This window comes from Streptomyces sp. NPDC048269 (assembly GCF_040652395.1).
Taxonomy (GTDB): Bacteria; Actinomycetota; Actinomycetes; order Streptomycetales; family Streptomycetaceae; genus Streptomyces.
The window spans coordinates 232,571-252,918 of the sequence record NZ_JBEZLW010000007.1; the positions used below are offsets into that span (position 1 = coordinate 232,571).

22 protein-coding genes are annotated in these 20,348 nt (G+C 71.9%); 14 read left to right on the forward strand and 8 right to left on the reverse strand.

The window, feature by feature from the left end:
• A complete protein-coding gene (locus AB0D48_RS11215) occupies nt 1–1,812 on the reverse strand; it encodes a galactose oxidase-like domain-containing protein (RefSeq protein ID WP_362393645.1) in 1,812 nt (603 codons plus the stop codon).
• A 177-nt stretch (nt 1,813–1,989) separates the two neighbouring features.
• On the opposite strand from AB0D48_RS11215, the gene AB0D48_RS11220 reads away from it, so the two are divergent.
• Entirely contained in the window at nt 1,990–2,655 is a 666-nt protein-coding gene (locus tag AB0D48_RS11220; protein WP_362393648.1) for a DUF4360 domain-containing protein, read from the forward strand.
• Nucleotides 2,656–2,762: 107 nt separating this feature from the next.
• Here the strand turns inward: AB0D48_RS11220 and AB0D48_RS11225 are convergent, their stop codons facing one another.
• From AB0D48_RS11225 to AB0D48_RS11240, 4 genes are all read right to left on the reverse strand, one after another.
• Nucleotides 2,763–3,809, reverse strand: coding sequence for a LacI family DNA-binding transcriptional regulator (locus tag AB0D48_RS11225; protein ID WP_362393651.1), 1,047 nt, complete (start codon nt 3,807–3,809; stop codon nt 2,763–2,765).
• Nucleotides 3,810–3,907: 98 nt separating this feature from the next.
• Nucleotides 3,908–5,449, reverse strand: a complete 1,542-nt coding sequence (locus AB0D48_RS11230; RefSeq protein WP_362393654.1) for a glycoside hydrolase family 64 protein — start codon at nt 5,447–5,449, stop codon at nt 3,908–3,910.
• 25 nt (nt 5,450–5,474) lie between these two features.
• Nucleotides 5,475–6,908 carry a glycoside hydrolase family 16 protein gene (locus tag AB0D48_RS11235; RefSeq protein WP_362393657.1) on the reverse strand — a complete coding sequence of 478 codons (1,434 nt, stop codon included), beginning with the start codon at nt 6,906–6,908 and terminating at the stop codon, nt 5,475–5,477.
• Nucleotides 6,909–7,194: 286 nt separating this feature from the next.
• A complete protein-coding gene (locus tag AB0D48_RS11240; RefSeq protein WP_362393660.1) occupies nt 7,195–7,419 on the reverse strand; it encodes a hypothetical protein in 225 nt (74 codons plus the stop codon).
• A 296-nt stretch (nt 7,420–7,715) separates the two neighbouring features.
• On the opposite strand from AB0D48_RS11240, the gene AB0D48_RS11245 reads away from it, so the two are divergent.
• Nucleotides 7,716–7,931: an acyl-CoA carboxylase epsilon subunit gene (locus AB0D48_RS11245; RefSeq protein WP_362393663.1), complete on the forward strand. Its 216-nt coding sequence runs from the start codon at nt 7,716–7,718 to the stop codon at nt 7,929–7,931.
• Nucleotides 7,932–8,017: 86 nt separating this feature from the next.
• Here the strand turns inward: AB0D48_RS11245 and AB0D48_RS11250 are convergent, their stop codons facing one another.
• Nucleotides 8,018–9,649 (reverse strand): FAD-dependent monooxygenase, encoded by a 1,632-nt coding sequence (locus tag AB0D48_RS11250; protein WP_362393666.1) that lies wholly within the window; start codon nt 9,647–9,649, stop codon nt 8,018–8,020.
• Nucleotides 9,650–9,921: 272 nt separating this feature from the next.
• Between AB0D48_RS11250 and AB0D48_RS11255 the strand changes: the two genes are divergently transcribed.
• The 10 genes from AB0D48_RS11255 to AB0D48_RS11300 all read left to right on the forward strand — a co-directional run bounded on the left by AB0D48_RS11255 (nt 9,922) and on the right by AB0D48_RS11300 (nt 17,780).
• A complete protein-coding gene (locus AB0D48_RS11255; RefSeq protein ID WP_362393669.1) occupies nt 9,922–11,019 on the forward strand; it encodes a SchA/CurD-like domain-containing protein in 1,098 nt (365 codons plus the stop codon).
• 61 nt (nt 11,020–11,080) lie between these two features.
• Nucleotides 11,081–11,524, forward strand: coding sequence for a cupin domain-containing protein (locus tag AB0D48_RS11260; protein WP_362393672.1), 444 nt, complete (start codon nt 11,081–11,083; stop codon nt 11,522–11,524).
• The gene (locus AB0D48_RS11265) at nt 11,521–12,789 is read left to right on the forward strand and encodes a beta-ketoacyl-[acyl-carrier-protein] synthase family protein (RefSeq protein ID WP_362393675.1); all 1,269 of its coding nucleotides are present in this window, start codon (nt 11,521–11,523) and stop codon (nt 12,787–12,789) included. Before AB0D48_RS11260 ends, AB0D48_RS11265 begins: the two co-directional genes overlap by 4 nt.
• Nucleotides 12,789–14,030, forward strand: a complete 1,242-nt coding sequence (locus AB0D48_RS11270; protein ID WP_362393678.1) for a beta-ketoacyl synthase N-terminal-like domain-containing protein — start codon at nt 12,789–12,791, stop codon at nt 14,028–14,030. The genes AB0D48_RS11265 and AB0D48_RS11270 overlap by 1 nt, the downstream gene beginning before the upstream one ends.
• 61 nt (nt 14,031–14,091) lie before the next feature.
• Nucleotides 14,092–14,346, forward strand: a complete 255-nt coding sequence (locus AB0D48_RS11275; protein ID WP_362393681.1) for an acyl carrier protein — start codon at nt 14,092–14,094, stop codon at nt 14,344–14,346.
• A gap of 1 nt (nt 14,347) precedes the next feature.
• Nucleotides 14,348–14,827 carry an SRPBCC family protein gene (locus tag AB0D48_RS11280; RefSeq protein WP_362393684.1) on the forward strand — a complete coding sequence of 160 codons (480 nt, stop codon included), beginning with the start codon at nt 14,348–14,350 and terminating at the stop codon, nt 14,825–14,827.
• A 30-nt stretch (nt 14,828–14,857) separates the two neighbouring features.
• Nucleotides 14,858–15,190 (forward strand): TcmI family type II polyketide cyclase, encoded by a 333-nt coding sequence (locus AB0D48_RS11285; protein ID WP_362393687.1) that lies wholly within the window; start codon nt 14,858–14,860, stop codon nt 15,188–15,190.
• A 266-nt stretch (nt 15,191–15,456) separates the two neighbouring features.
• Nucleotides 15,457–16,089, forward strand: coding sequence for an NAD(P)H-dependent oxidoreductase (locus AB0D48_RS11290; protein ID WP_362393797.1), 633 nt, complete (start codon nt 15,457–15,459; stop codon nt 16,087–16,089).
• Between the two features lie 64 nt (nt 16,090–16,153).
• The gene (locus AB0D48_RS11295; protein WP_362393690.1) at nt 16,154–17,071 is read left to right on the forward strand and encodes a MurR/RpiR family transcriptional regulator; all 918 of its coding nucleotides are present in this window, start codon (nt 16,154–16,156) and stop codon (nt 17,069–17,071) included.
• 322 nt (nt 17,072–17,393) lie between these two features.
• Nucleotides 17,394–17,780 carry a hypothetical protein gene (locus AB0D48_RS11300; RefSeq protein ID WP_362393800.1) on the forward strand — a complete coding sequence of 129 codons (387 nt, stop codon included), beginning with the start codon at nt 17,394–17,396 and terminating at the stop codon, nt 17,778–17,780.
• Between the two features lie 18 nt (nt 17,781–17,798).
• On the opposite strand, the gene AB0D48_RS11305 is transcribed toward AB0D48_RS11300, so the two are convergent.
• Nucleotides 17,799–18,173, reverse strand: a complete 375-nt coding sequence (locus AB0D48_RS11305; RefSeq protein ID WP_362393693.1) for a toxin Doc — start codon at nt 18,171–18,173, stop codon at nt 17,799–17,801.
• A gap of 107 nt (nt 18,174–18,280) precedes the next feature.
• Nucleotides 18,281–19,096 carry a serine protease gene (locus tag AB0D48_RS11310; RefSeq protein ID WP_362393696.1) on the reverse strand — a complete coding sequence of 272 codons (816 nt, stop codon included), beginning with the start codon at nt 19,094–19,096 and terminating at the stop codon, nt 18,281–18,283.
• A gap of 263 nt (nt 19,097–19,359) precedes the next feature.
• Between AB0D48_RS11310 and AB0D48_RS11315 the strand changes: the two genes are divergently transcribed.
• Both AB0D48_RS11315 and AB0D48_RS11320 read left to right on the forward strand, forming a co-directional pair.
• A complete protein-coding gene (locus AB0D48_RS11315) occupies nt 19,360–19,848 on the forward strand; it encodes a hypothetical protein (protein ID WP_362393698.1) in 489 nt (162 codons plus the stop codon).
• A gap of 59 nt (nt 19,849–19,907) precedes the next feature.
• The gene (locus AB0D48_RS11320) at nt 19,908–20,156 is read left to right on the forward strand and encodes a hypothetical protein (protein ID WP_362393701.1); all 249 of its coding nucleotides are present in this window, start codon (nt 19,908–19,910) and stop codon (nt 20,154–20,156) included.
• Nucleotides 20,157–20,348: the final 192 nt, after the last annotated feature.

A 20,348-nucleotide genomic window follows, 5' to 3' on the forward strand; every position in this document is an offset into this window, starting at 1 on the left:
TCAGCGGACCCCCAGTTTCACCCACTTCGCCGTGCTGGGGACGCCCTTCGCGTTGAGCAGGAACAGCATGTAGTACCCGGGCGGTGCGTCGGCCGCGGTCGGCGGCGTCCGGAGCCCCACCGTGGTGCCGCGGACGCCGGTGAGCCGGAGCTCCAGGTGGCGCTGGCTGGTGTTCACCGAGTGGGTGACGGTCGTCGGCGCCAGCAGCACGGCGCGTGCGACCTCCTGCGGCGTCGAGCTCACGACCTCGAAGGCCTTGTCGTGGGCGAGTTCGCCCGCCGGTACCCGGTCCAGGGCCGGCCGGGGCCCGCGGTGCAGGTAGGCGGGCTCGTACAGCTCGATGCTGCCGTCCATCCCGTCCGTGATGTCGGGGTCGTTGGCGATCTGCTGGAGCTCGTCCCCGGTGACCATCATCCGGCCGTCCGGCATGACCAGGGCGTTGGAGTGGTAGCCACGGGGCAGCCGCTGGGCCGGACCGAGCCGCCAGTGGCCGCGGGCGTCGCGCAGTTCGATCTGCCGGTACTTCAGATCGGCCTTCGGGTTGAACGGCCCGTTGCCGTAGTCCCGGGTGTCGAGCGCTCCGTTGACGGTCAGGAGCGTGCCGTCCGGCAGGATCAGGGTGTCGTCCTGCGTGCGGCCGAAGGCCCGCGGCTCCTCGGTGCTCCAGCGGCCGCCGGAGAGCCGGTACGTGTGCGGGTCGTGCGGGTCGCCGCCGAGCACCAGGACCGAGTCCGGGCCCCGGAAACCGGCCGGCAGCGGCACGGCCGAGCCGTAGCCGCGGAAGTCCGCGGGCCGCCGCGGCAGGTCCGTGCGCACGTCCTTGACCGGGTCGAACAGCCACTGTTGGTCGGCGTCGCGGCCCAGCCCGTAGATCATTCCGTCCCGCAGCGAGAAGAGGTGCGGATAGTCGTTGCGGAACGGGGCGTCCGACCGTAGCCGCTGCGAGGCAAGGTCCAGCGGGATGTCGTACGGCCGCCACGGCACGGGATGGCGCAGCGCGGGGAAGCGCTCCACCACCGGGGTGGGTGTGCCCGTGCCGCGCTCGGACTGGCCGGACATGATGATCTGGCGGCCGTCCGCCCCGGTGACGACCGAGGGGTACCAACGGCCCACGGACATGTCCCGGTTGCGGAACCAGGTCTCGGTCCACGGGTCGAACACGAAGGACAGCTTGGCGCCGCTGCCGCCCTTTCCGCCGACGTTGCCGCCGAAGACGCCGACCATCCCGTTCGGCAGGAAGGCGTGTCCCGCGCAGAAGAAGGGCGCCGGGCGCGGGGCGTAGGTGCCGTCTGGCATCAGGACGACGGGCGGCGCCACCTTCTTGAAGGCCTGCGCCCCGGTTCCCCTGGCCGGGTCCCAGAGGTAGGCGCGGCCCGCGTTCGTCCGGCCGACCGTGTTCGTGGGCCCGGTCTCCTTGGTGGGATCGGCCTCCACGCGCTCGAAGGAGAAGAGCAGCACCTTGCCCGTCGGCAGCTGGGCCACATGGACACCGAAGTCGGGTGAGGGGAAGAACTCCGTGAAGCGGCCGGACTCCGCAGCCGCGAAGCCCGAGTTGGTCTCGCGCTGGGACTCCTGGAGCGTGGTCAGGCTCGCCGTGCGCTTCGACTGGGGGTAGCCGTGGGTGCCCTTGGCCGCCTCGCGCAGCCGCGCGTGCGCCCGGGCGTGGTCCTCGCCGATCACGGCGGCCTCGTCCGGCCTCGGTTTCGGCCCCGGCACCGGGGCGGGCGACACCGCCGTGAGGGCCGCGGCGGCGACGATGACCCATGCCGATACGACGGCGGACCGATGGGCGCGGGACAGGGAACTCCTCATCGCGCCGATACTAGGAGAAACGGGATCAATCGCACCGGCGCGACGTCGGCGTGGGGCCATTTGGACATCCGTTATGTCATGAATAATCGTTTCTCCGGTGAACTGCTGCGCCCATAGAGGTGAGCCCGCGTACCCGTCGGCCGCCCGGGGTGGTCGCGGAGGGCTATCCATGTCCACGTGATCAACTCGCTCCGTACCGGATTCACCGCAGCCGTCGTGACCGCTTCTCTCGTCACGCTCTCCCCCTCGGCCGGGGCCTCCGCCCCGGCTCCCGCCGCCAAGGCTCCCTCCGACCAGGTGACCGTGGACGTCGCCTCCGTCAACGGATCGGGCTGCCGTCCAGGCAGTGCCGCCGTCGCCGTCTCACCGGACAACTCGGCGTTCACCGTCACCTACAGCGAGTACGTGGCCCAGGCCGGCGGCGGCGCCCCGGCCGTCGAAGGCCGCAAGAACTGTCAGCTCTCCCTCGTCGTCCACGTCCCCCAGGGCTACACCTATGCCGTGGCCCAGGTCGACTACCGGGGCTTCGGCAGCCTGCAGGAGGGCGCGATCGGAACCCAGAAGGCCAGCTACTACTTCCAGGGCATGAGCCAGACCGCCCAGCGCACCCACAAGTTCACGGGCGCGCTCGACGACAACTGGCAGGCGACCGACACCACGGGAGTCCAGGCCCTGGCCTTCGCCCCCTGTGGCGAGCAGCGCAACTTCAACATCAACACCGAGCTGCGTGCCGAGGTCGGGACCTCCGACCCGTCGCAGACCAGCTTCATGGCGCTCGACTCGACCGACGGCGCCATCAACAGCGTCTACCACTTCTCCTGGAAGCAGTGCCCGGTGCGCTGACCCCGCAGTCGCAGTCGCAGTCGCACCAGACGCACCAGTCGCAGCCGCACCGGTCGGGGCCCGCCACGGTGGCGGGCCCCGGCGCGGCCGACCGGCCCCCCGCGGCCTCAGGCCGACGCGCGCCGCACCAGGGCCGTGTCGGTGATCACCGCTCCGGCCGCGATCCCCTCGCCCCGGCCCCCGCCCAGAGTTCCCAGCAGCAGGCGCGCCATCAGCCGCCCCATGCCCTCGATGTCCTGGCGCACCGTCGTCAGCGGCGGATCCGCGCTCTCCGCCACCAGTTCGGCGTCGTCGAAGCCGATCACCGCCACATCCGCCGGAACGCAGCGGCCGCGCTCCCGCAGCACCCGCAGCGCGCCCGTCGCCATCAGGTCGTTCGCGGCGAACACGGCGTCGATCCCGCCCCGGCGGTCCAGCAGTTCGGCCATCGCGCGGGCCCCGCCCGCCACGGTGAAGTCCCCCTCGGCGACCAGTTCGGGACCTGCGTCCGGGAGCACGTCCCGGTAGCCGCTCAGCCGGTCGGCCGCCGACGTCTGGTCGAGCGGACCGGCGATGTGCGCGATCCGCTCGCGCCCCCGCGCCAGCAGGTACCGTACGGCGTCCCGCGCGCCCCCGCGGTTGTCCGCGTCCACGTACGCCACGCCGCCACCGGGCTCCCCGGGCGCGGAAGTCCAGCCCGGCCTGCCTCCGTAGACCGTGGGCATGCCGATCCGGCGGGTGATCTCGGGCAGCGGATCGTCGGTGTGCAGCGAGAAGGCGAGCGCGCCGTCGACGTGGCCGCCCGCCAGATAGCGCTCGATCCGGTCGTAGTCCCCGCGGTCCTCCACCAGCAGCAGCACCAACTGGGTGTCGTGCGCCGTCAGTTCCTTGCTGATGCCGCGCACCTGGCGGGAGAAGAAGGGATCGGAGAAGATCCGGATCTCCGGCTCGGCGATGATCACCGCCACGGCGCCGGTGCGCCGCGTGACCAGGGTGCGGGCCGCGTGGTTGGGCACGTAGCCCAGTTCCCGGACGGCCGCGCGGACCCGGTCCACCAGGTGGGCGCGGACCCCGTCGCCGCCGTTGACCACGCGGGACGCGGTGGCCCGGGACACCCCGGCGCGCGCTGCCACCGCCTCCAAGGTGGGGCGGTCCCCGGGACGCTGTTCGGGCACGGGCGCTCCTCCTGGGTGTCCGCGGGCCGGTCGCCTCGCCGGCAGCAGGGTAACGCGTACCGCCGTGTGCCCGAGCGGGCTCACGGCGGTACGGGCCATTACCAGCCGATGCCGAGCGTCAGCCCGGTCGGCGGGTCGGAGTTGCCGAGGATCTGCACGGAGGACTGGTCGTTGATGTCGTCGTAGGGGAAGCCGTAGGCCCGCCGGTCCAGGCCGACGGTGTGGAAGAAGCCGGCGTAGTCGTTCTCCGCCGAGCAGGTGTAGTACGCCGCCGGGCTGTACCACGCGGCGGTGTCGAGTGCGACGCCCCGGTTGAAGGCGGCGCAGAACTCCGCGCCGAGCTGCTTCTCCGTGTCGTTGCCCGAGGCCATCGCGCCGGCGCAGGCCATGACATCGGATGAGGTGGGCTTCCGGAGGGTGAAGGAGCCCGCGCCGTTCTTGCTGAAGGTGAGGGTGGAGCCCGTGACCCGTCCGGAGAAGGTCTCGCCGAGACGGTTCAGGGTGAAGGGGTGGGTGGCGTAGTGGGCCCAGGCCTGGTCGATGGCGGCGGTGAGGTGGTTCTGCCGGGCGCCGCCGGGAAGGAAGAGGTCCGAGGAACGGGGCGCCACGATCCGGTAGTTGCTCTGCAGCGGCTTGAAGGCGGCGCCCACGGAGGCCGCGTACTGCTGCATGACCTCGGCTCGGGTGCGGGTGATGCCCTGGGTGGTGTCGTAGCCGCTTGACGTCTGGCGCAGCCGTGAGGTGATCGGGAAGCCGAACTGGTCGACCTGGGTGGTGTTCCCGCCGAAGGCGACCTGTCCGTGGACGTAGGTGTACTCGTACCAGTCGTAGTAGACGTCGCTGTTGGGGTCGTTCGGGTTGCGCGGGTCGGGGCCGCCCCAGCCCTGGTCGTCGGGGGAGACGGGGATGTACACGGGGGAGCCGAGGGAGAGGTAGATCCGGCCTCCGCGGATCGCGGGCGGGGAGGGGACGGTGCCGCCCACCTCGGCGAGGGTGAAGGACATGTCGGGGTAGTTCACGCCCCGTTTGACCAGGTGGCCGGGGGCGTCGGCGTCGAGGTGGCTGATGTGGGCCGTGGTGCCGTCGGGCTTCATGTACGACCATTGGCCCGGGGTCACCTGGCCGAGGACGGTGACGAATATCTGCGAATCGGCGTACGTGCCACGGGTGTTGTTCTGGAAGGTGATGGGGAAGCTGCCGGTCCCGCCGCCGCCACCGCCGCCGCCACCGCCTCCTCCGCCGCCGGATCCGCCGACCGTGTGCGTGAAGCGGGGGGTGTCGTAGAGCGGGCCGCCCTTCTCGTACGTGAACCAGTACGTGAGGGTGGAAGCGGCAGCCAGGCCGCTGACGTTCTGCTGCCAGGTGCCCCCGTCGTTCGCCATGCGGAGGTTCTGCTGGCCCAGGCCCCCGCCCGGCAGGTAGTGGACGTCCACCAGGGCGGCCGGGGCGGTGGGCTCGAACCAGATCCGCACCGTGCCGGCGCCCTGAGCGGTGACGCCCTGCGTGTAGTCGGCCGCGGCCGGGGCGGCGGGCGCGGGCGCCGGGGAGACGGTCAGGGATCCCGCCAGGGCGAGCAGGACGGCCAGCAGGAGCCGCGGCAGGAACCGGCTCCGGCGGGGCAACGCGTGGGTGGTCTTCATGAGCGCGCTCTCCTCGGTCCGGTCATCAGTGGCCGAAGCCGAGCCAGTTGACGTTCACGAAGTCGGCGCCCTGGCCGCTGGTGAAGGTCACGTACACGTCGTGGGTCCCCGTGACCGCGGCGGTGTTCGCGGGCACCGTCCGCCAGCTCTGCCAGCCGCCGGTGTTCGCCACGGAGAAGCTGCCGACCGGCGCCGCGGTCCGGCTGTCGAGCCGTACCTCGACGAGGCCGCTGATCCCGCCCGCCGCGCCGGAGGCGACGCGACCGTAGAACTGCCTCGCGGCCGTCGAGCCGAAGTCGACGCCCTTGTAGAGCGTCCAGTCACCGTTGCCGAGCGTGGTGAGGTCCTGGCCGCCGCCGGTGTCCGTGGTGGTCTCCTTCGCCACCCCCGCCTGGGAGTCGTACGACTCGGCCTGGATCGCGGAGTACGCGTCGCGGCCGCCGGCCGGCGGGGTGGTGGGGGGAGTCGTCGGAGGTGTGGTGGGCGGTGTGGTGGGCGGGGTCGTGCCGCCGGTCGAGCTGAGGACGGACACGTAGTCGACGACCATGGGATGGCCGGGCTCGGTACCCGCGTCGGGTCCGCCGCCGAAAGCCGCGGGGAACTCGCCGCCCATGGCGACGTTCAGGATGATGAAGTAGCCGTGGTTCGTGGCGTTGGTCCAGGTGGTGGCGTCCACCTGATCGGCCCGTACCGTATGGAAGTTGATGCCGTCGACGTAGAAGCGCATCTGCTCGACCGCGGTCGAGCGGTCCCACTCCACGGCGTAGGTGTGGAAACCGCCCTGGCAGCTGGTGGCGGGGCAGACGCGCTGGCCGCCGATGCCGGACTTCTCGTTGCAGGGGCCGCCCGGGCTGGTGCCGCAGTGCATGGTGGCCCAGACGTTGTTGATGCCCTGGACGTTCTCCAGGATGTCGAGCTCACCGACGCCGGGCCAGTTCCACCAGTTGCCCCGGTAGGGCGCCCCGAGCATCCAGAACGCCGGCCAATAGCCCTTGGCCGCGGGGCCGGTGACGTTCGGCATCTGGATGCGGGCCTCGGTGCGCAGAGTGCCGCCCGCCGGGGGCTGGAAGTCCGAGCGCCTGGTCTCGACGCGGCCGGAGGTCCAGTTGCCGGCCGCGTCCCGTCGCGGGGTGATCCGCAGGTGGCCCGCCCCGTCGAGGGAGACGTTCGCGGGGTCGGCGGTCATCGTCTCGATCTCGCCGGTGCCGAAGCCGCCGGGACCGCCGGGGTAACTCGTACCGGTGGTGTACTGCCAGTCGGCGGTGTTCAGGCCGGAGCCCGCGGCCCCGTTGAAGTCGTCCAGGAACACCTGTGACCAGCCGGCCGGGGCGGGGGGAGCCGCGGCGCCGGCGGGTAACACGATCGCCGCCGAGGCGGCCGCGACGACCGCGATCGTGCTGAACGCGGCCAGGACGGCCCGCCGGGCGGCGGACCGTTTCCTCTCGGATGTCTGACGCATGGGTGCCCTCTCTGAAGCGCCCCGTGAGGCGCGGTGGGGGGAAGAGCCGACGGAGCTCACCGGCTTGAGAGCGCTCTCAAGCGGTGCCGCTGGACACTGTGCTCCCCGCCGGATCGGGCGTCAAGGCATTGAACCGGTAAAGGCCTTACGGGCCGGGGGAGTTCAACCAATGAACGCTCGGGTCCGCGCACGAGCGGGCGTCCGCGCACTCGCGGGTGCGTCCGCGAAGAGCCGGCAGCTCCGGCCGCGCCGGCCGGAGTCACCCGTAAGGCTCAACGTGCCGAGCTCATTCCGGCGGGCCGAGGACCTCCCGCGCTCCGGGCAGGTCGTGGACGGCGGCGGCGGTACCGGTGAGCGGCAGCAGCCCGGAGAGCGGGCACAGCCCGGGCATCTCGTGGTCGACCTCCCACTCGCCGACGGCACCCCTGCGGCCCTTGCGGCCGTCGGTGGTGCACACGGCGTACAGGCGGCCGGCGCAGCCCCGGCAGAGCAGGGCTTCACGGCCGGTCACGGCCGGCCCGCCGGTGACGGCCCCGGCTCGCACAGCGGCCCCGCGGCCGCGCGGGCGCGGCGCGGGCCGGACCGGCCCAACGTGCCGGGTCTGCCGCGCGCTTGTAGCGTCGGTCGCGTCAGGAGTCCTGGTGACCCGACAGGAGTCCGCCGGCCGGTGCGCAACCGCGGAGTACGCGGAACATGCCTCATGGGCGCGCCGAGCCATCCGAGCGCAGCCCGCGCCGGCGCCGAGACGGCCCACCCCTCGCGCCGCGACAGGGCGCACGCGCAGCCCCCGTACGAGAGGCCGTGCCGATGCCGAACGATGCCCCGATATCGAGCCTGCTCCGTGTCGAGAAGGGCCTGGCCGCCCCCGAGGAACTGGCCGCGATCACGGTCGTGGTCGCGTGCTGTGCGAGCCGCACCGCCCGCGCACGCGACGTGGCGCGGGGCGCCGGACGGGGAACCGGCCGCCGGCACCCCGTCAGGCCGCCCGCCGGCTGCTGGGCGGGCTGCTGGGCCTGCCGCTGAATCCCGTCCGGGGCAGGCTGCTGGGCCTGCCGCTGAATCCCGTCCGCCAACCGCGCGCAGGGCCGGCGGACGGGAGGGCGAAGTGGTCACCTCCGCCGCAGCACCGTGGAGAGGACCTCGAGCAGGGTCGCCCGGGGATCGGCCACGGCGCCCTCCGAGCGCCACGCCACGAACCCGTCCGGGCGTACGAGCACCGCGCCCGCGGCCTCCATCCCGTGGACCTCGGCCCAGTCGGCGCCCGCCTCCTGGATCAGGTCCGCGTCCGGCCCGGAGCCGATGGTGTAGGCCTCCAGCCGGGCCGGCAACTGCTCGGCCACCTGCTCCGCCGCCTCCCGCCACGGCGTCCCCACGCCGCTGAGCAGCACGAAGGAGCGCTCGTACAGGTCCAGCGTCGAGATCCGCTCCCCGGCCCTGGCCAGCCACATGTGCGGGGCCCGGGTACCGGTGTCACCCATCAGGCGCAGCGCCTCGGGGATGACCGGGCGCTCCGGATCGCCGCCGACGACCGCGCCCTGCGGGTAGCAGTAGCCCATGGCCGTGGTCAGGACCCCGCTGCCCGGTCCGCCGCCCATGGTGGGCGGCGGCGCGTACCCCGGGTGGCTGTGCTCCGCCGAACGGGCCGAGGCCCGCTCGCTCGTGGCCTTGGCCACCGGCAGCCGCTCGGCCTCGTAGGTGTCCAGGAGCCCGATGCCCGCGGACCCGTCCAGCACCGCGGCGATCTTCCACGCCAGGTTGTGCGCGTCCTGGATGCCCGTGTTGGAGCCGAACGCGCCGGTGGGTGACATCTCGTGGGCCGCGTCCCCGGCCAGGAACACCCGGCCGGAGGAATAGCGCACCGCCACCCGTTCGGCCGCGTGCCAGGGGGCCTTGCCGCCGATCTCCACGTCCAGGTCCGGCACGCCGATCGCGTTGCGGATCTGCTCCACGCACCGCTCGTCGGTGAAGTCCTCCAGCGTCTCGCCCCGGTCCGGGTGCCACGGCGCGTGGAAGACCCACTGCGTCGCGTTGTCCACCGGCAGCAGCGCCCCGTCCGCCCCCTCGCGCATCAGGTAGCAGACGATGAAGCGCAGATCGCCCAGCACCTCGGCGAGATTCTGCGAGCGGAAGGTGACGCTCACGTTGTGGAACAGCTCGCCGTTACCCGTCTGGGGGATCCGCAGCAGCTCGCGCACCGGGCTGCGCGGTCCGTCCGCGGCGATCAGGAAGTCGGAGCGCACGGTGATGTGCTCGCCCGTCCTGTGGTCCTTCACCACGGCGTTCACCCCCGTCGCGTCCTGGTCGAAGGTCATCAGCTCGGCGGAGAACCGCACCTCGGCGCCCTGCGCGCGGCTCTGCGCGGCCAGCACCGGCTCAATGTTGTTCTGGCTGCACAGACACCAGCCGGTCGGGCTGAACTTGCGCAGCGCCCCGGACGGGTCGACCGACTTGACCAGCCACGTGTGGTCGCCGCCGGTCAGCGACCGGGCCTGCAGAATGCCCTGAACACCCTCCAGCGCGGACGCCGCCCGACGGATCGCGCGTTCCGCCCCCGCCGTGCGGAAGAGCTCCATGGTCCGGGCGTTGATGCCGCGGCCGCGCGGGTGCGCGGAGGTGTCGGAGTGCTTCTCGACCAGAAGGTGCCTCACTCCGTGGCGGCTCAGGAAAAGCGAGGTGGACAGGCCCACGAGGGAGCCGCCCACGACGAGAACCGGTACGCGAACATCGGCGTTGTCTTCCATCAGCTGCGGGCTCCTGTTTTCTGTGTGGGGGAGTGGATGCTTTATGCCCCCGATCGTCGATTAGGCCCGGTTGATTCGCCGCTTGTCACCCGCTTGATCCGGACATGTAGCGGTACGTCCCCACCGGGATGACGATGAGCGACAGCGGCCCCTGAGATGTGCCGGCCTGCCGTTCCCGACCGAGACGGCCGCCGGCCCGGGCGGACGCCACCGGTGACGGACGAGGGGTCCGTACGCGATGGATCTCCACCCCCTCATGAAGGAGTGAGTAGATGACAACCACCCTGTCGGATCGGGTGTCGCAGTCAGCCTTCGACGGCTCCATGATCCGGGTCGTCCTTCTGATGGACCTCTACGAGGGGACCCAGCAGCGGTTCTTCGAGGCGTACGAAAAGCTCCGCAGCGACATCGCGTCGGTCCCGGGCCACATCAGTGACCAGCTGTGCCAGTCCTTCGAGAACCCTTCGCAGTGGCTCATCACCAGCGAGTGGGAGAGCGCACCGCAGTACCTCGCATGGGTCAACAGCGAGCACCACGCCGAACAGGTCAAGCCGCTCGGCGCGTGCGCCCGCGTCATGCGCCCGCTCAAGTTCACCGTCCTGCGCGAGACCGGCCGCGGCTACGACCAGGCCTCCCGCCCGGCGACCGCCCGGCTGCAGCCGATGCCCCGGCTCGGCGCCGGCATCGTCCGCCACGCCCTCACCTTCACCGTCAGACCGGGCAGCGAGAAGGAGGTCGCGTCGATCCTGTCCAGCTACGCGTCCCCGGCCGCCCGCGTCGACGACCACACCCGGCTCTGCCGCACGTCCCTGTTCATGCACGGCAACCGCGTCGTCCGGACGGTCGAGGTCAAAGGTGACCTGCTGGCGGCCCTGCGGCACGTCTCCGAGCAGCCCGAGGTGCGTGCCGTCGAGGAGGCCATCAACCCCTACCTGGAGCAGGACCGGAACCTGAACGACCCCGAGTCCGCCCGGATGTTCTTCATGCGGGCGGCGGTCCCGGCCGTCCACCACATCGAGGCAGGGGAACCGGACACCGCCGACGTCACGCGCCACGCGCTCTTCTACCCGGCCAAGCCCGGCTGCGGCCAGGTGCTGGCCCGCTTCCTCGCCCTGCAGGACGAGGCCGCCGCGCGCCTGGCGGACAGCCCCGTACGGAGCAGCAGCATCTTCCAGCGCGACGACATCGTGGTCCGCCTCATCGACGTGCGCGGCCCGCTCGACGCCGATCCCGAGGCCGTCCTCGGGGTGCGCGGCCCCCGCAAGGCCGCCGTCCTGGACCGCCTGACGGTCGCCGCCGGCAAGCGGGCCGGCGCCGCTCACCACACCATGAACCTGATCACCGACCGCCGGGCACCCGCGCAGTCCTGACCGCCACCCCGCACCCCACCCCAGCCCGTTCAGGCTCCCCACACGCCAGGAGGACCCAGCCATGACCAGACAGCGCCCACGCATCGTCGACCTCAGCGAGACGCCGCCCAACCGCCGGCGCGGCGGCGACCTGAGGGCCGTGCTCACCCCGACCTCGGTGGGTTCCACCAGTGGCTTCATGGGTATGGCGATCATGGCCCCCGGGGAATCCATCGCCGAGCACTACCACCCGTACTCCGAGGAGTTCGTGTACGTGGTCGCCGGCCGGCTGGAGGTCGACCTCGACGGCGAGGCCCACCCGCTGCGCACCGACCAGGGGCTGCTGGTCCCGATCAACGTGCGCCACCGTTTCCGCAACGTCGGCGGCACCGAGGCCCGCATGGTCTTCCACCTCGGCCCGCTCGCGCCGCGCCCCGAACTCGGCCACGTCGACACCGAGGAAGCCCCGCACCCGGAGGGCACCGCCTGGGAGCAGCCCCCGGACCGCACAGGAGCGGTCTCGTGACCCGCCGCCGGGTGGCGGTCACCGGAGTGGGAGTCGTAGCGCCCGGCGGGATCGGCGTCCCCGCCTTCTGGGACCTGCTGTCCAACGGCCGTACGGCGACCCGCGGCATCACCCTTTTCGACCCGGAGGGCTTCCGTTCCCGGATAGCCGCGGAGGTCGACTTCGACCCCGCCGCGCACGGCCTCGACGAGAACGAGGCGGCCCGGGCGGACCGGTACATCCAGTTCGCCCTCGTCGCCGCCCGCGAGGCCCTGCTCGACGCCGGACTCGACCTCACCTCGGACGACGCCTGGCGCACCGGGGTCTCCCTGGGTACCGCCGTCGGCGGGACCACCCGCCTGGAGCACGACTACGTGGCCGTGAGCCAGAACGGCGCCTGGTGGGACGTGGACGAGAAACTCGCCGGGCCCCATCTGCACCGGGCGTTCACGCCCGCCACCCTCGCCTCCGCAGTCGCGGAGCAGACGGGCGCGCGCGGCCCGGTGCAGACCGTGTCCACCGGCTGCACCTCGGGACTCGACGCCGTCGGGTACGCCGTCCACTCCATAGCGGAGGGCCGGATGGACGTGTGCATCGCAGGGGCCTCGGACTCGCCCATATCGCCGATCACCGTGGCCTGCTTCGACGCCATCAAAGCGACCTCGCCGAACAACGACGACCCGGCCCACGCGTCGCGGCCGTTCGACGCCGACCGGGACGGATTCGTCCTCGGCGAGGGCGGCGCCGTCCTCGTGCTCGAAGAGCTGGAACACGCCCGCGCCCGCGGTGCGACCGTCTACTGCGAGATAGGCGGCTACGCCACCTTCGGCAACGCCCACCACATGACCGGGCTGACCGCCGAGGGCCTGGAGATGGCCCGGGCCATCGAAACCGCCCTGGACCAGGCCCGGATATCCCCGTCCGACGTCGACTACGTCAACGCGCACGGATCCGGCACCAAGCAGAACGACCGCCACGAGACGGCGGCCGTCAAGCGGGTCCTGGGCGACCACGCCTACAAGACGCCGATGACTTCCATCAAGTCGATGGTCGGTCACTCCCTCGGCGCCATCGGGGCGATCGAACTGGCGGCCTGTGTGCTCGCCATGACCCACCAGGTGGTACCGCCGACGGCGAACTACGAGACGCCGGATCCGGAGTGCGACCTGGACTACGTGCCCCGCACGGCACGCGGCCGCAAGCTGCGCAACGTGCTCTCGGTCGGCAGCGGCTTCGGCGGATTCCAGTCGGCCGTCGTCATGACCCGGCCGGAGGAGGAGGTCTAGTGACCAGCCGTACGGTCATCACGGGCATCGGGGTCGTCGCGCCCAACGGCGTCGGCGCCGACGCCTTCTGGAAGGCGACCCAGTCCGGCGCCAGCGTGTTGGACCGCGTCACCCGGGCGGGCTGCGAGCACCTCCCGCTGCGCGTGGCCGGTGAGGTACGGGGCTTCGACCCCGGGGCGATGGTCGAGGACCGCTTCCTCGTCCAGACCGACCGCTTCACCCATCACGCCCTCGCCGCGGCCGACCTGGCCCTGGAGGACGCCCGGCTCGGCCGGGCGGACTACGAGGCGGACCCCTTCTCGGTGGGGGTGGTCACGGCGGCCGGGTCCGGCGGCGGCGAATTCGGTCAGCGCGAGCTGCAACGGCTCTGGGACCAGGGCCCCCGCTACGTCGGCCCGTACCAGTCCATCGCCTGGTTCTACGCCGCGAGCACCGGCCAGATCTCCATCCGCCGCGGTCTCAAGGGCCCGTGCGGGGTCGTCGCCAGCGACGAGGCGGGCGGCCTGGACGCCTTCGCGCACGCTGTCAGGGCGATCCGCCAGGGCAGCCGGGCGATGCTCGTCGGGGCCACGGAGGCGCCCCTCGCCCCGTACTCCATCGTCTGCCAGCTGGAGTACGAGGGCCTGAGCACCCAGGACGACCCCGCGCGCGCATACCGGCCGTTCACCGCGAAGGCCTGCGGGTACGTCCCCGCGGAGGGCGGCGCGATGTTCCTCGTCGAGGACGGGGACGCGGCCCTGCGCCGGGGCGCCACCGTGCGCGCCGTACTGGCCGGCCACGCCGCCACCTTCACCGGGACCCGGCGGCCGGACCGGACCGGCGAGGGACTGGCCCACGCGATCCGGGGCGCGCTCCGGGAGGCGGGCTGCGCCCCCGAGGAGATCGACGTGGTCTTCGCCGACGCCCTCGGGACGCCGGAGGCCGACGCCGCCGAGGCGGCGGCCATCGCCGACGCCCTCGGCGGACACGGGCGCACGGTGCCGGTCACGGCGCCCAAGACCGGTACGGGCAGGGCGTACTGCGCCGCGCCCGCCCTGGACACGGCCGCCGCGGTCCTGGCTCTGGAGCACGGCATCGTGCCCCCGACTCCGAACGTCTTCGACGTGTGCCACGACCTCGACGTGGTGACGGGCAGCGCCCGCTCCGCGGACCTGCGCACCGCGCTCGTGCTGAGCCGCGGCCGGATGGGCTCGAACTCCGCGCTCGTCCTGCGCAAGGGCGCGGTCACGCCCAGGTCGTGACACAGGGGCCGCGTGCGACCTGACCCGCGCAGTCCCCTCGTAGGAAGAGAGAGAAAGCCACATGTCCGACCGACTGACCCTGGAGGAGCTGGCGGCCCTGATGAAGACCGCCGGCATCACCGTCGACCCCGTCGAGCTGGCGAGCCGTCCGGACTCCGCCTTCGACGACTACGGCCTGGACTCGCTGGGCCTGCTGGGCATCGTCGGCGAACTGGAGAACCGGCGAGGGCGGGCGCTGCCCACCGACGCCGACCGGTGCAAGACCCCGGGGGAGTTCCTCGACCTCGTCAACAACAGCCTCATGACAGGAGCCTGAAATGCCTGGACACACCGAGAACGAGATCACCGTCAACGCGCCCGTGGACGTCGTGTGGGAGATGACCAACGACCTCCCCAACTGGCCGAACCTGTTCAGCGAGTACGCCTCGCTGGAGATCCTGGAGCAGGAGGGGGACACCACCCGCTTCCGTCTGACCATGCACCCCGACGAGAACGGCAAGGTGTGGAGCTGGGTCTCGGAGCGCACCCTGGACCGCAAGAGCCTCACGGTCCGGGCGCGGCGCGTGGAGACCGGCCCGTTCGCGCACATGGACATCCACTGGCAGTACTTCGCGGTGCCGGGCGGCACCCGGATGAAGTGGACGCAGGACTTCGCGATGAAGCCGGACGCGCCGGTCGACGACGCGTGGATGACCGACAACATCAACCGCAACTCGCCGATCCAGATGGCGCTCATCCGGGACAAGATCGAGCAGCGCGAGCGGGAGAACCACGCCCCGGCCGTCAGCCGGATCTGAAGCCGTCCCCCACGAAAGGAGCACCACCGGATGCACCGCGCTCTCATCGTCGCCCGGATGGCGCCGGGATCGGCCCCCGACATCGCCGAGCTCTTCGCGAGTTCGGACGCGGGCGAACTGCCGCACCTGGTCGGCGTCACGCGCCGCAGCCTGTTCCAGTTCGGCGATGTGTACATGCACCTGATCGAGGCGGACAGGCCACCGGGCCCCGCGATCGCCAAGGTCACCGACCACCCGGAGTTCCGGGACCTCAGCGACCGGCTCACCGCCTACATCAGCCCGCACAACCCGGAAACGTGGCGCAGTCCGAAGGACGCGATGGCCCACGAGTTCTACCGCTGGGAGAACCCCGCCGCGAAGTGACCCCGAGCGGCCCGGACGGGACCCGCACACCGGCGTGTGCGGGTCCCGCCGTGCGTGCGGGCCTCATCCGGTCCCACGGCCTCGCGGCCCGGGTTCCGGCAAGTACCCCGTCAGGGACCCGTCCGGGACGGGTCCGGGACGGGTCCGCGATCCGTCCGGCGTGCCGGACCCGACAGCAGGAGACGGCGATGAACCCCACCGACCACGACCACTTCCCGGCGGACCCGGCCCGTCCGCGCGTCGGCGCCGGGCATGCCCGTACCTCCCTGCGCGTGCTCGTGCTGTCCGGATCCTCCCGTACCGGCTCGGTCAACGCCCGCCTGGCTGCCCTCGTCTCGCGCCTGGTGGCCGGGGCCGGGGCCGCGGCGGACCCCGCGACGCTCGCCGACTTCCCCATGCCGACGTACGACGGCGACGCGGAGGCCGAGGAGGGGCTGCCGAAGGGCGCGCTCGCGCTGTGCGAGCGGATCGAGGCGGCGCAGGCGCTGGTGATCGCCTCGCCCGAGTACAACGCCTCGGTCCCCGGAGTGGTGAAGAACGCCATCGACTGGGTCTCCCGCTACCGCCCGCAGCCCTTCAAGGACAAGCAGACCCTGCTGGTCTCGGCCTCCCCGTCGATGGTCGGCGGCAACCGGGGACTGTGGGCCCTGCGCGTCCCGCTCGAACACCTCGGAGCCCGCGTCTACCCGGACATGTTCAGCCTCGCCAATGCCCACCACGCCTTCGGCGAGGACGGCGCACTCGCCGCCCCCGGCCTGGGCGAGCGGCTGATCACGACGGTCGGCTCCTTCCTCGACCTGGTCGAGGCGGACACCCGCTACCTGTCCCTGCAGCGCCGCTGGTACGAGTTCCTCGGCGACTGCACGGACGCGCCGGTGACCTCCCGCGCCCAGGACTGATCATCGACGACCACAGGGCGTGAGCTATGTTTGAACGCGAGTGACATGAGAAGGAGGCCCTCCGGTGTCATCGGGGCAGCAGGCACGCGCGCAGGCGGCCGCGATCAAGCCGAGCGGCCAGTCGCCGGAGGAGGTCCGCCCCCCGGCCGACCGGCTCCTCGCGCTCTTCGACGGCCGCCGCCTGTCCCCTGGCCAGCGCCGGATCGCCCAGTACCTGATCGACCACCTCACCGAGGCCGCGTTCCTCTCGATCACCGAACTCGCCGAACGGGTCGGCGTCAGCCAGCCCTCCGTGACCCGCTTCGCCGCCTCCCTCGGATTCAGCGGCTACCCCGCCCTGCGCGACGTGCTCCAGCCGATCGCCCTGAGCGCGGTGGCCGGGTCCCCGGACACCCGTGAGCAGATCCGCCGCAACGAGCTCCAGGCGGCCGTGGACGCCGAGATCGAGAACCTGGAGAACGTACGCCGGCTGCTCGCGGACACCAACCAGGTGCTCGACATCGGCCGCGAACTGGCGAAGTCGGTGCCCCTGACCGTCCTCGGACTGCGCATTTCGGTGTCCCTTGCCGAGTACTTCGCCTACGCGGCGCGGCGGATCCACCCCGACGTACGCCTGGTGACCCGCGGCGGCAGCGTCGCCTTCGACGCGCTGCTCCAGTCCAAGGCGGCCGGCGGCACCTGGGTCCTCGCCTTCGCCATGCCGCGGCACGCCAAGGAGACCCTGGCCGCGATCCGGGCCGCCCGCAGCACGGGGCTGCGCGTCGTGCTGATCACCGACCCCACCCTGGGGCCGCTCGTGGACGAGGCGGACGTGGCCCTGACGGCAGGGACCGGTTCGCGGCTGGTGTTCGACTCGTACGCGGCCCCCGGAATGCTGTCCGCGGCGCTGCTTCAAGCCATGGCGGACGCTGACCCGGAGCGGACCCAGGCGCGCCTCGAAGATTACGAGCAGGTCGCCGACCAGCACGGCTTCTTCCTTTAAGGGCTGATCGGGGCGGATTCCCACCCCTGCTGACCAGGGGGATATTCAGTCAGCGAGGTGCATGAAATTTTTCATGCGCTTGCTTACTCGACGGTATATATGTTTACTGACGACGGCGCTCCGGATCCTCCAGATGCCAAGGAGGAAGACCCCCTCCTGAACGCACGCGCAGCGCGACGAACCTCCTCACGTCGCGACCGCGCGTCGAGTTCAGGCTTTCGGATCCCGCAGAGCGCCCTGGCGGCCTCGGTCAACCCCTGGGCCGAGGCCGCCCCAAAGCACCATCTCGATCAGAATTCGACACCACTCGGAAGTGACGAGAATGCCCCAGACGGCCACCATCACGCGCAGTCCGGACTGGCCCATGCAGGTCAAGGCCCCCGGGACCCACGACTGGGAGCGGACGGCAACGCGCTGGCTGCGGGACCTGCTTCCGGCCCGCTACGGCAGCTATCTCACTCTGACCCGTCACCACGCGCTGCTCGCCCGGCACGTCCAGCTCCAGCTCCAGCACGAGATGCGCGCGGTGCGGACGGCCATGCAGACCAGCCGTGCCGAACTGCCCATGCTGGGCATGGCCGAGTCGGTCATCGAGAACACGATCAGGATGTACGCCGTGGAGCTGGAGCAGCTCGGGCGCCTCGCCCGTGGCGCGCGTCTCGTCTCCGACGCCCTCCTCGTGGGCACTCCGGCCCAGCGCAGGCGCTGACCGGCCGGGGGACCGGCCTCAGGCCGGCTCCCAGGAGCGCAGCCGGGCGGCCACGTCGAAGACGGTGACGCGGAGCATGCGGATGTCCGTGATGAGGTCGCGCCACTGCTCGTACGAGGCGTCCACCGCCTTGCCGGACGCCTCGATGTACGCGACGGCGACTCCGTAGCCGAAGTACTCGTTGGAGTCGGGCAGCGGGCGGAGCAGGACGATCGCGTCGAGGAGGGCGGCCGCGCGCCAGTAGGCGTCGGGGTCGTCCACGTCCAGGCTGGGGGTGTTGACCCGGTGCCGGGCGACGGCGGCGACCAGCGCGGAGTGGTCGGCCACCGCCACGTCCTTGAACAGTGACTCCTGCCGCTCCAGCAGCCAGCGGTGATCGATGTGCAGTTCCACGCGTCCGAGTATCCCCGTCCGGGGGCCTGCCGGGGGGCTGTTCGCGAAGCGCGGCCGCACGCCGCGCCCCGACGCCGCCCGGCTCGGGGAGCCGGGCGGCGGGGAGGCTACGGCTTGGGGAGCGTGCAGCCGGGGCGGCTCAGGTCGATCTTGTTGCCGGGGGCTATGCAGGGGACGATGATGTACGTCTCCTGCGCGTAGTTGATGCCCTCGCGGACCGTCACGTTGCCGTTCTCGTCGACCTCGCAGGGATTGTTGTCCGTGCAGCGGCCGCCGTCCTCGTTGCCCGTGTTGTTGACGGCGACGACCTTGCCGGTCGTCGTGTCGATCACCGGTGAACCGGAGGTGCCGCCGATGGTGTTGCAGGACGAGGTGTAGCGGACGGAGTCCTTCCAGGTCCAGGCGCCCTCTTTGAGGCGGTAGGCGAAGCCGTCCACGTTGCAGCTGTAGGTCCGCTTCCAGTAGCCGGAGACGACCTTGATGGCCGAACCCTGCGTGGGGCGCACGTCGTTGAGGGTCAGCGCCGTGATCCCGTACTGGCTCTGGATCTGGGCGTACGTCTTGGTCAGCTGGTAGACGGAGACGTCGGTGTCGGTCATCGTCGCGTACGAGACCTTGCTGGCGCGCAGCGTCCCGACCTTGGAGCCGGACGCGTTGAGGAGCGAGAACGAGCGGGTGGACGGCTGGTCCCTGATGACTTCGCCGGCCGCGGGGAAGCCGGTCTCCAGACAGTGGCCGTTGGAGAGGACGAGGGCGGGGTCGTTCGGCTGGGAGCCGGGGGCGCGGACGACGGAGCCGGAGCAGTTGCTGAGCGCGACCGTTCCCGCGAAGTTGACCGCGACGGCCGGTGCGGCCACGGCGGGGGCGCCCGCCGCTCCCACGAGGAGCAGGGAGAACAAGGCGCCGGCGAGAGGCTTGTACATGTGGGGGTTCCCCTCTGAGGACGATGCGACCGAAGATCCTTCGGTTGTCATGCGCATTGTTGGTACCTTGGGGCCAACCCGCAAGAGGGCGTGGGTAGTTGGCGCCTGGGTGGGGAGAGGGGTCCGGCTTCTGGGGCACGCGGGCCGCCGCCGGGCGTGGTGACGGTCCGGTGACAGCGTGATCACCCTTCCGCACGGGTGTTCCGTAGCGGAGGTTCTGCCTCCTACGGTCTGTGCAGCACAGTTCCGGACCAGGAGGCAGCGTGGAGCGCGAGATCGACATCGACCAGCTGGTGGCGGCGATGAAGGCGGTCGACGAGGCGGGACGGCTCTTCGAGGAGGCGCTCGCGGTGTACGAGGCGCGCGGCCTCAAGCGGACCGACGACTTCAAGGTGGCGGGCGGCGCCGTCCAGACGCTCCAGGGAGCCGAGGAGATGGTCCTCGGGACCCGCCGGTTCCTCACCGAGCTCGCCCTGCTCGCCGGCTACGCGACGGCGGGCCTCGAGGACCGGCTGGGCGGGCGGGCGGCGACCGCCCGGACGGGTTTCACGGGCGTCTCCGGCGGCGGCTCCCGCATGGGCCGCCCGCTGCTCGACCCGACGCTGCGCGGACTGGAGCTGCTCCTGACGGTCGACCTCTTCGAGCCCGCCTTCAAGGCGGAGATAGAGGAGGTCGTACGCGCCGAGGCCGCGACCTACCCCGACCCGTCGACGTTCCGCATCCCGGGCACGGCCGCGCCCCGCACTTCCTAGTCGGCGCTGTCGGGTGCCCCCGGGGTGCCGGGTCCGGCTGCCGGGGTGAGGCTGGTGGTATGCATCACGCACCGGTCGTCGTACACCGGATCTTCCCGTCGGGAGGCCGGCAGGTGACGTTGCGGACCGCGAGAGGTGAGGAGCCCCTCGGAGTGGCCCGCTCGGACGAGGACGTCATCGAGTTCCTGCGGCGGGCCGGCATGCCCGACCCCGACGACGTGGTCCTCGGCGGCGCGGAACTGCTGGAGTGGGACGCCGACACCCCCCACGTGTACACGGCGGACCCACCGACCGACGACCTCCCGTGACGCTGCCGCGGACCTGACCGGCCCGCCGCGGCGCGGCCCTGTGCGCCCACACGCTTCCGCGGTGGCGCGGGGCGCCCGTTGTGCGGCGGTGCGGTGGGGTGCTCGGGCGCGCCGGAGCGGCTCGGCCCATGCCTTCACGTGCCCATGCCGTCAGGGGGCGGGGCGACCGTTGTGCGGCGGTGCGGTGGGGTG

What these genes read in the sequence shown, in the direction of transcription:
- AB0D48_RS11215 (WP_362393645.1), bottom strand. Translation starts at nt 1,812, where the DNA reads ATGAGGAGTTCCCTGTCCCGCGCCCATCGGTCCGCCGTCGTATCGGCA.
- AB0D48_RS11285 (WP_362393687.1), top strand. Translation starts at nt 14,858, where the DNA reads ATGCACCGCGCTCTCATCGTCGCCCGGATGGCGCCGGGATCGGCCCCC.
- AB0D48_RS11255 (WP_362393669.1), top strand. Translation starts at nt 9,922, where the DNA reads ATGACAACCACCCTGTCGGATCGGGTGTCGCAGTCAGCCTTCGACGGC.
- AB0D48_RS11245 (WP_362393663.1), top strand. Translation starts at nt 7,716, where the DNA reads ATGCCGAACGATGCCCCGATATCGAGCCTGCTCCGTGTCGAGAAGGGC.
- AB0D48_RS11280 (WP_362393684.1), top strand. Translation starts at nt 14,348, where the DNA reads ATGCCTGGACACACCGAGAACGAGATCACCGTCAACGCGCCCGTGGAC.
- AB0D48_RS11260 (WP_362393672.1), top strand. Translation starts at nt 11,081, where the DNA reads ATGACCAGACAGCGCCCACGCATCGTCGACCTCAGCGAGACGCCGCCC.
- AB0D48_RS11230 (WP_362393654.1), bottom strand. Translation starts at nt 5,449, where the DNA reads ATGAAGACCACCCACGCGTTGCCCCGCCGGAGCCGGTTCCTGCCGCGG.
- AB0D48_RS11235 (WP_362393657.1), bottom strand. Translation starts at nt 6,908, where the DNA reads ATGCGTCAGACATCCGAGAGGAAACGGTCCGCCGCCCGGCGGGCCGTC.
- AB0D48_RS11300 (WP_362393800.1), top strand. Translation starts at nt 17,394, where the DNA reads ATGCCCCAGACGGCCACCATCACGCGCAGTCCGGACTGGCCCATGCAG.
- AB0D48_RS11275 (WP_362393681.1), top strand. Translation starts at nt 14,092, where the DNA reads ATGTCCGACCGACTGACCCTGGAGGAGCTGGCGGCCCTGATGAAGACC.
- AB0D48_RS11310 (WP_362393696.1), bottom strand. Translation starts at nt 19,096, where the DNA reads ATGTACAAGCCTCTCGCCGGCGCCTTGTTCTCCCTGCTCCTCGTGGGA.
- AB0D48_RS11320 (WP_362393701.1), top strand. Translation starts at nt 19,908, where the DNA reads ATGCATCACGCACCGGTCGTCGTACACCGGATCTTCCCGTCGGGAGGC.
- AB0D48_RS11250 (WP_362393666.1), bottom strand. Translation starts at nt 9,649, where the DNA reads ATGGAAGACAACGCCGATGTTCGCGTACCGGTTCTCGTCGTGGGCGGC.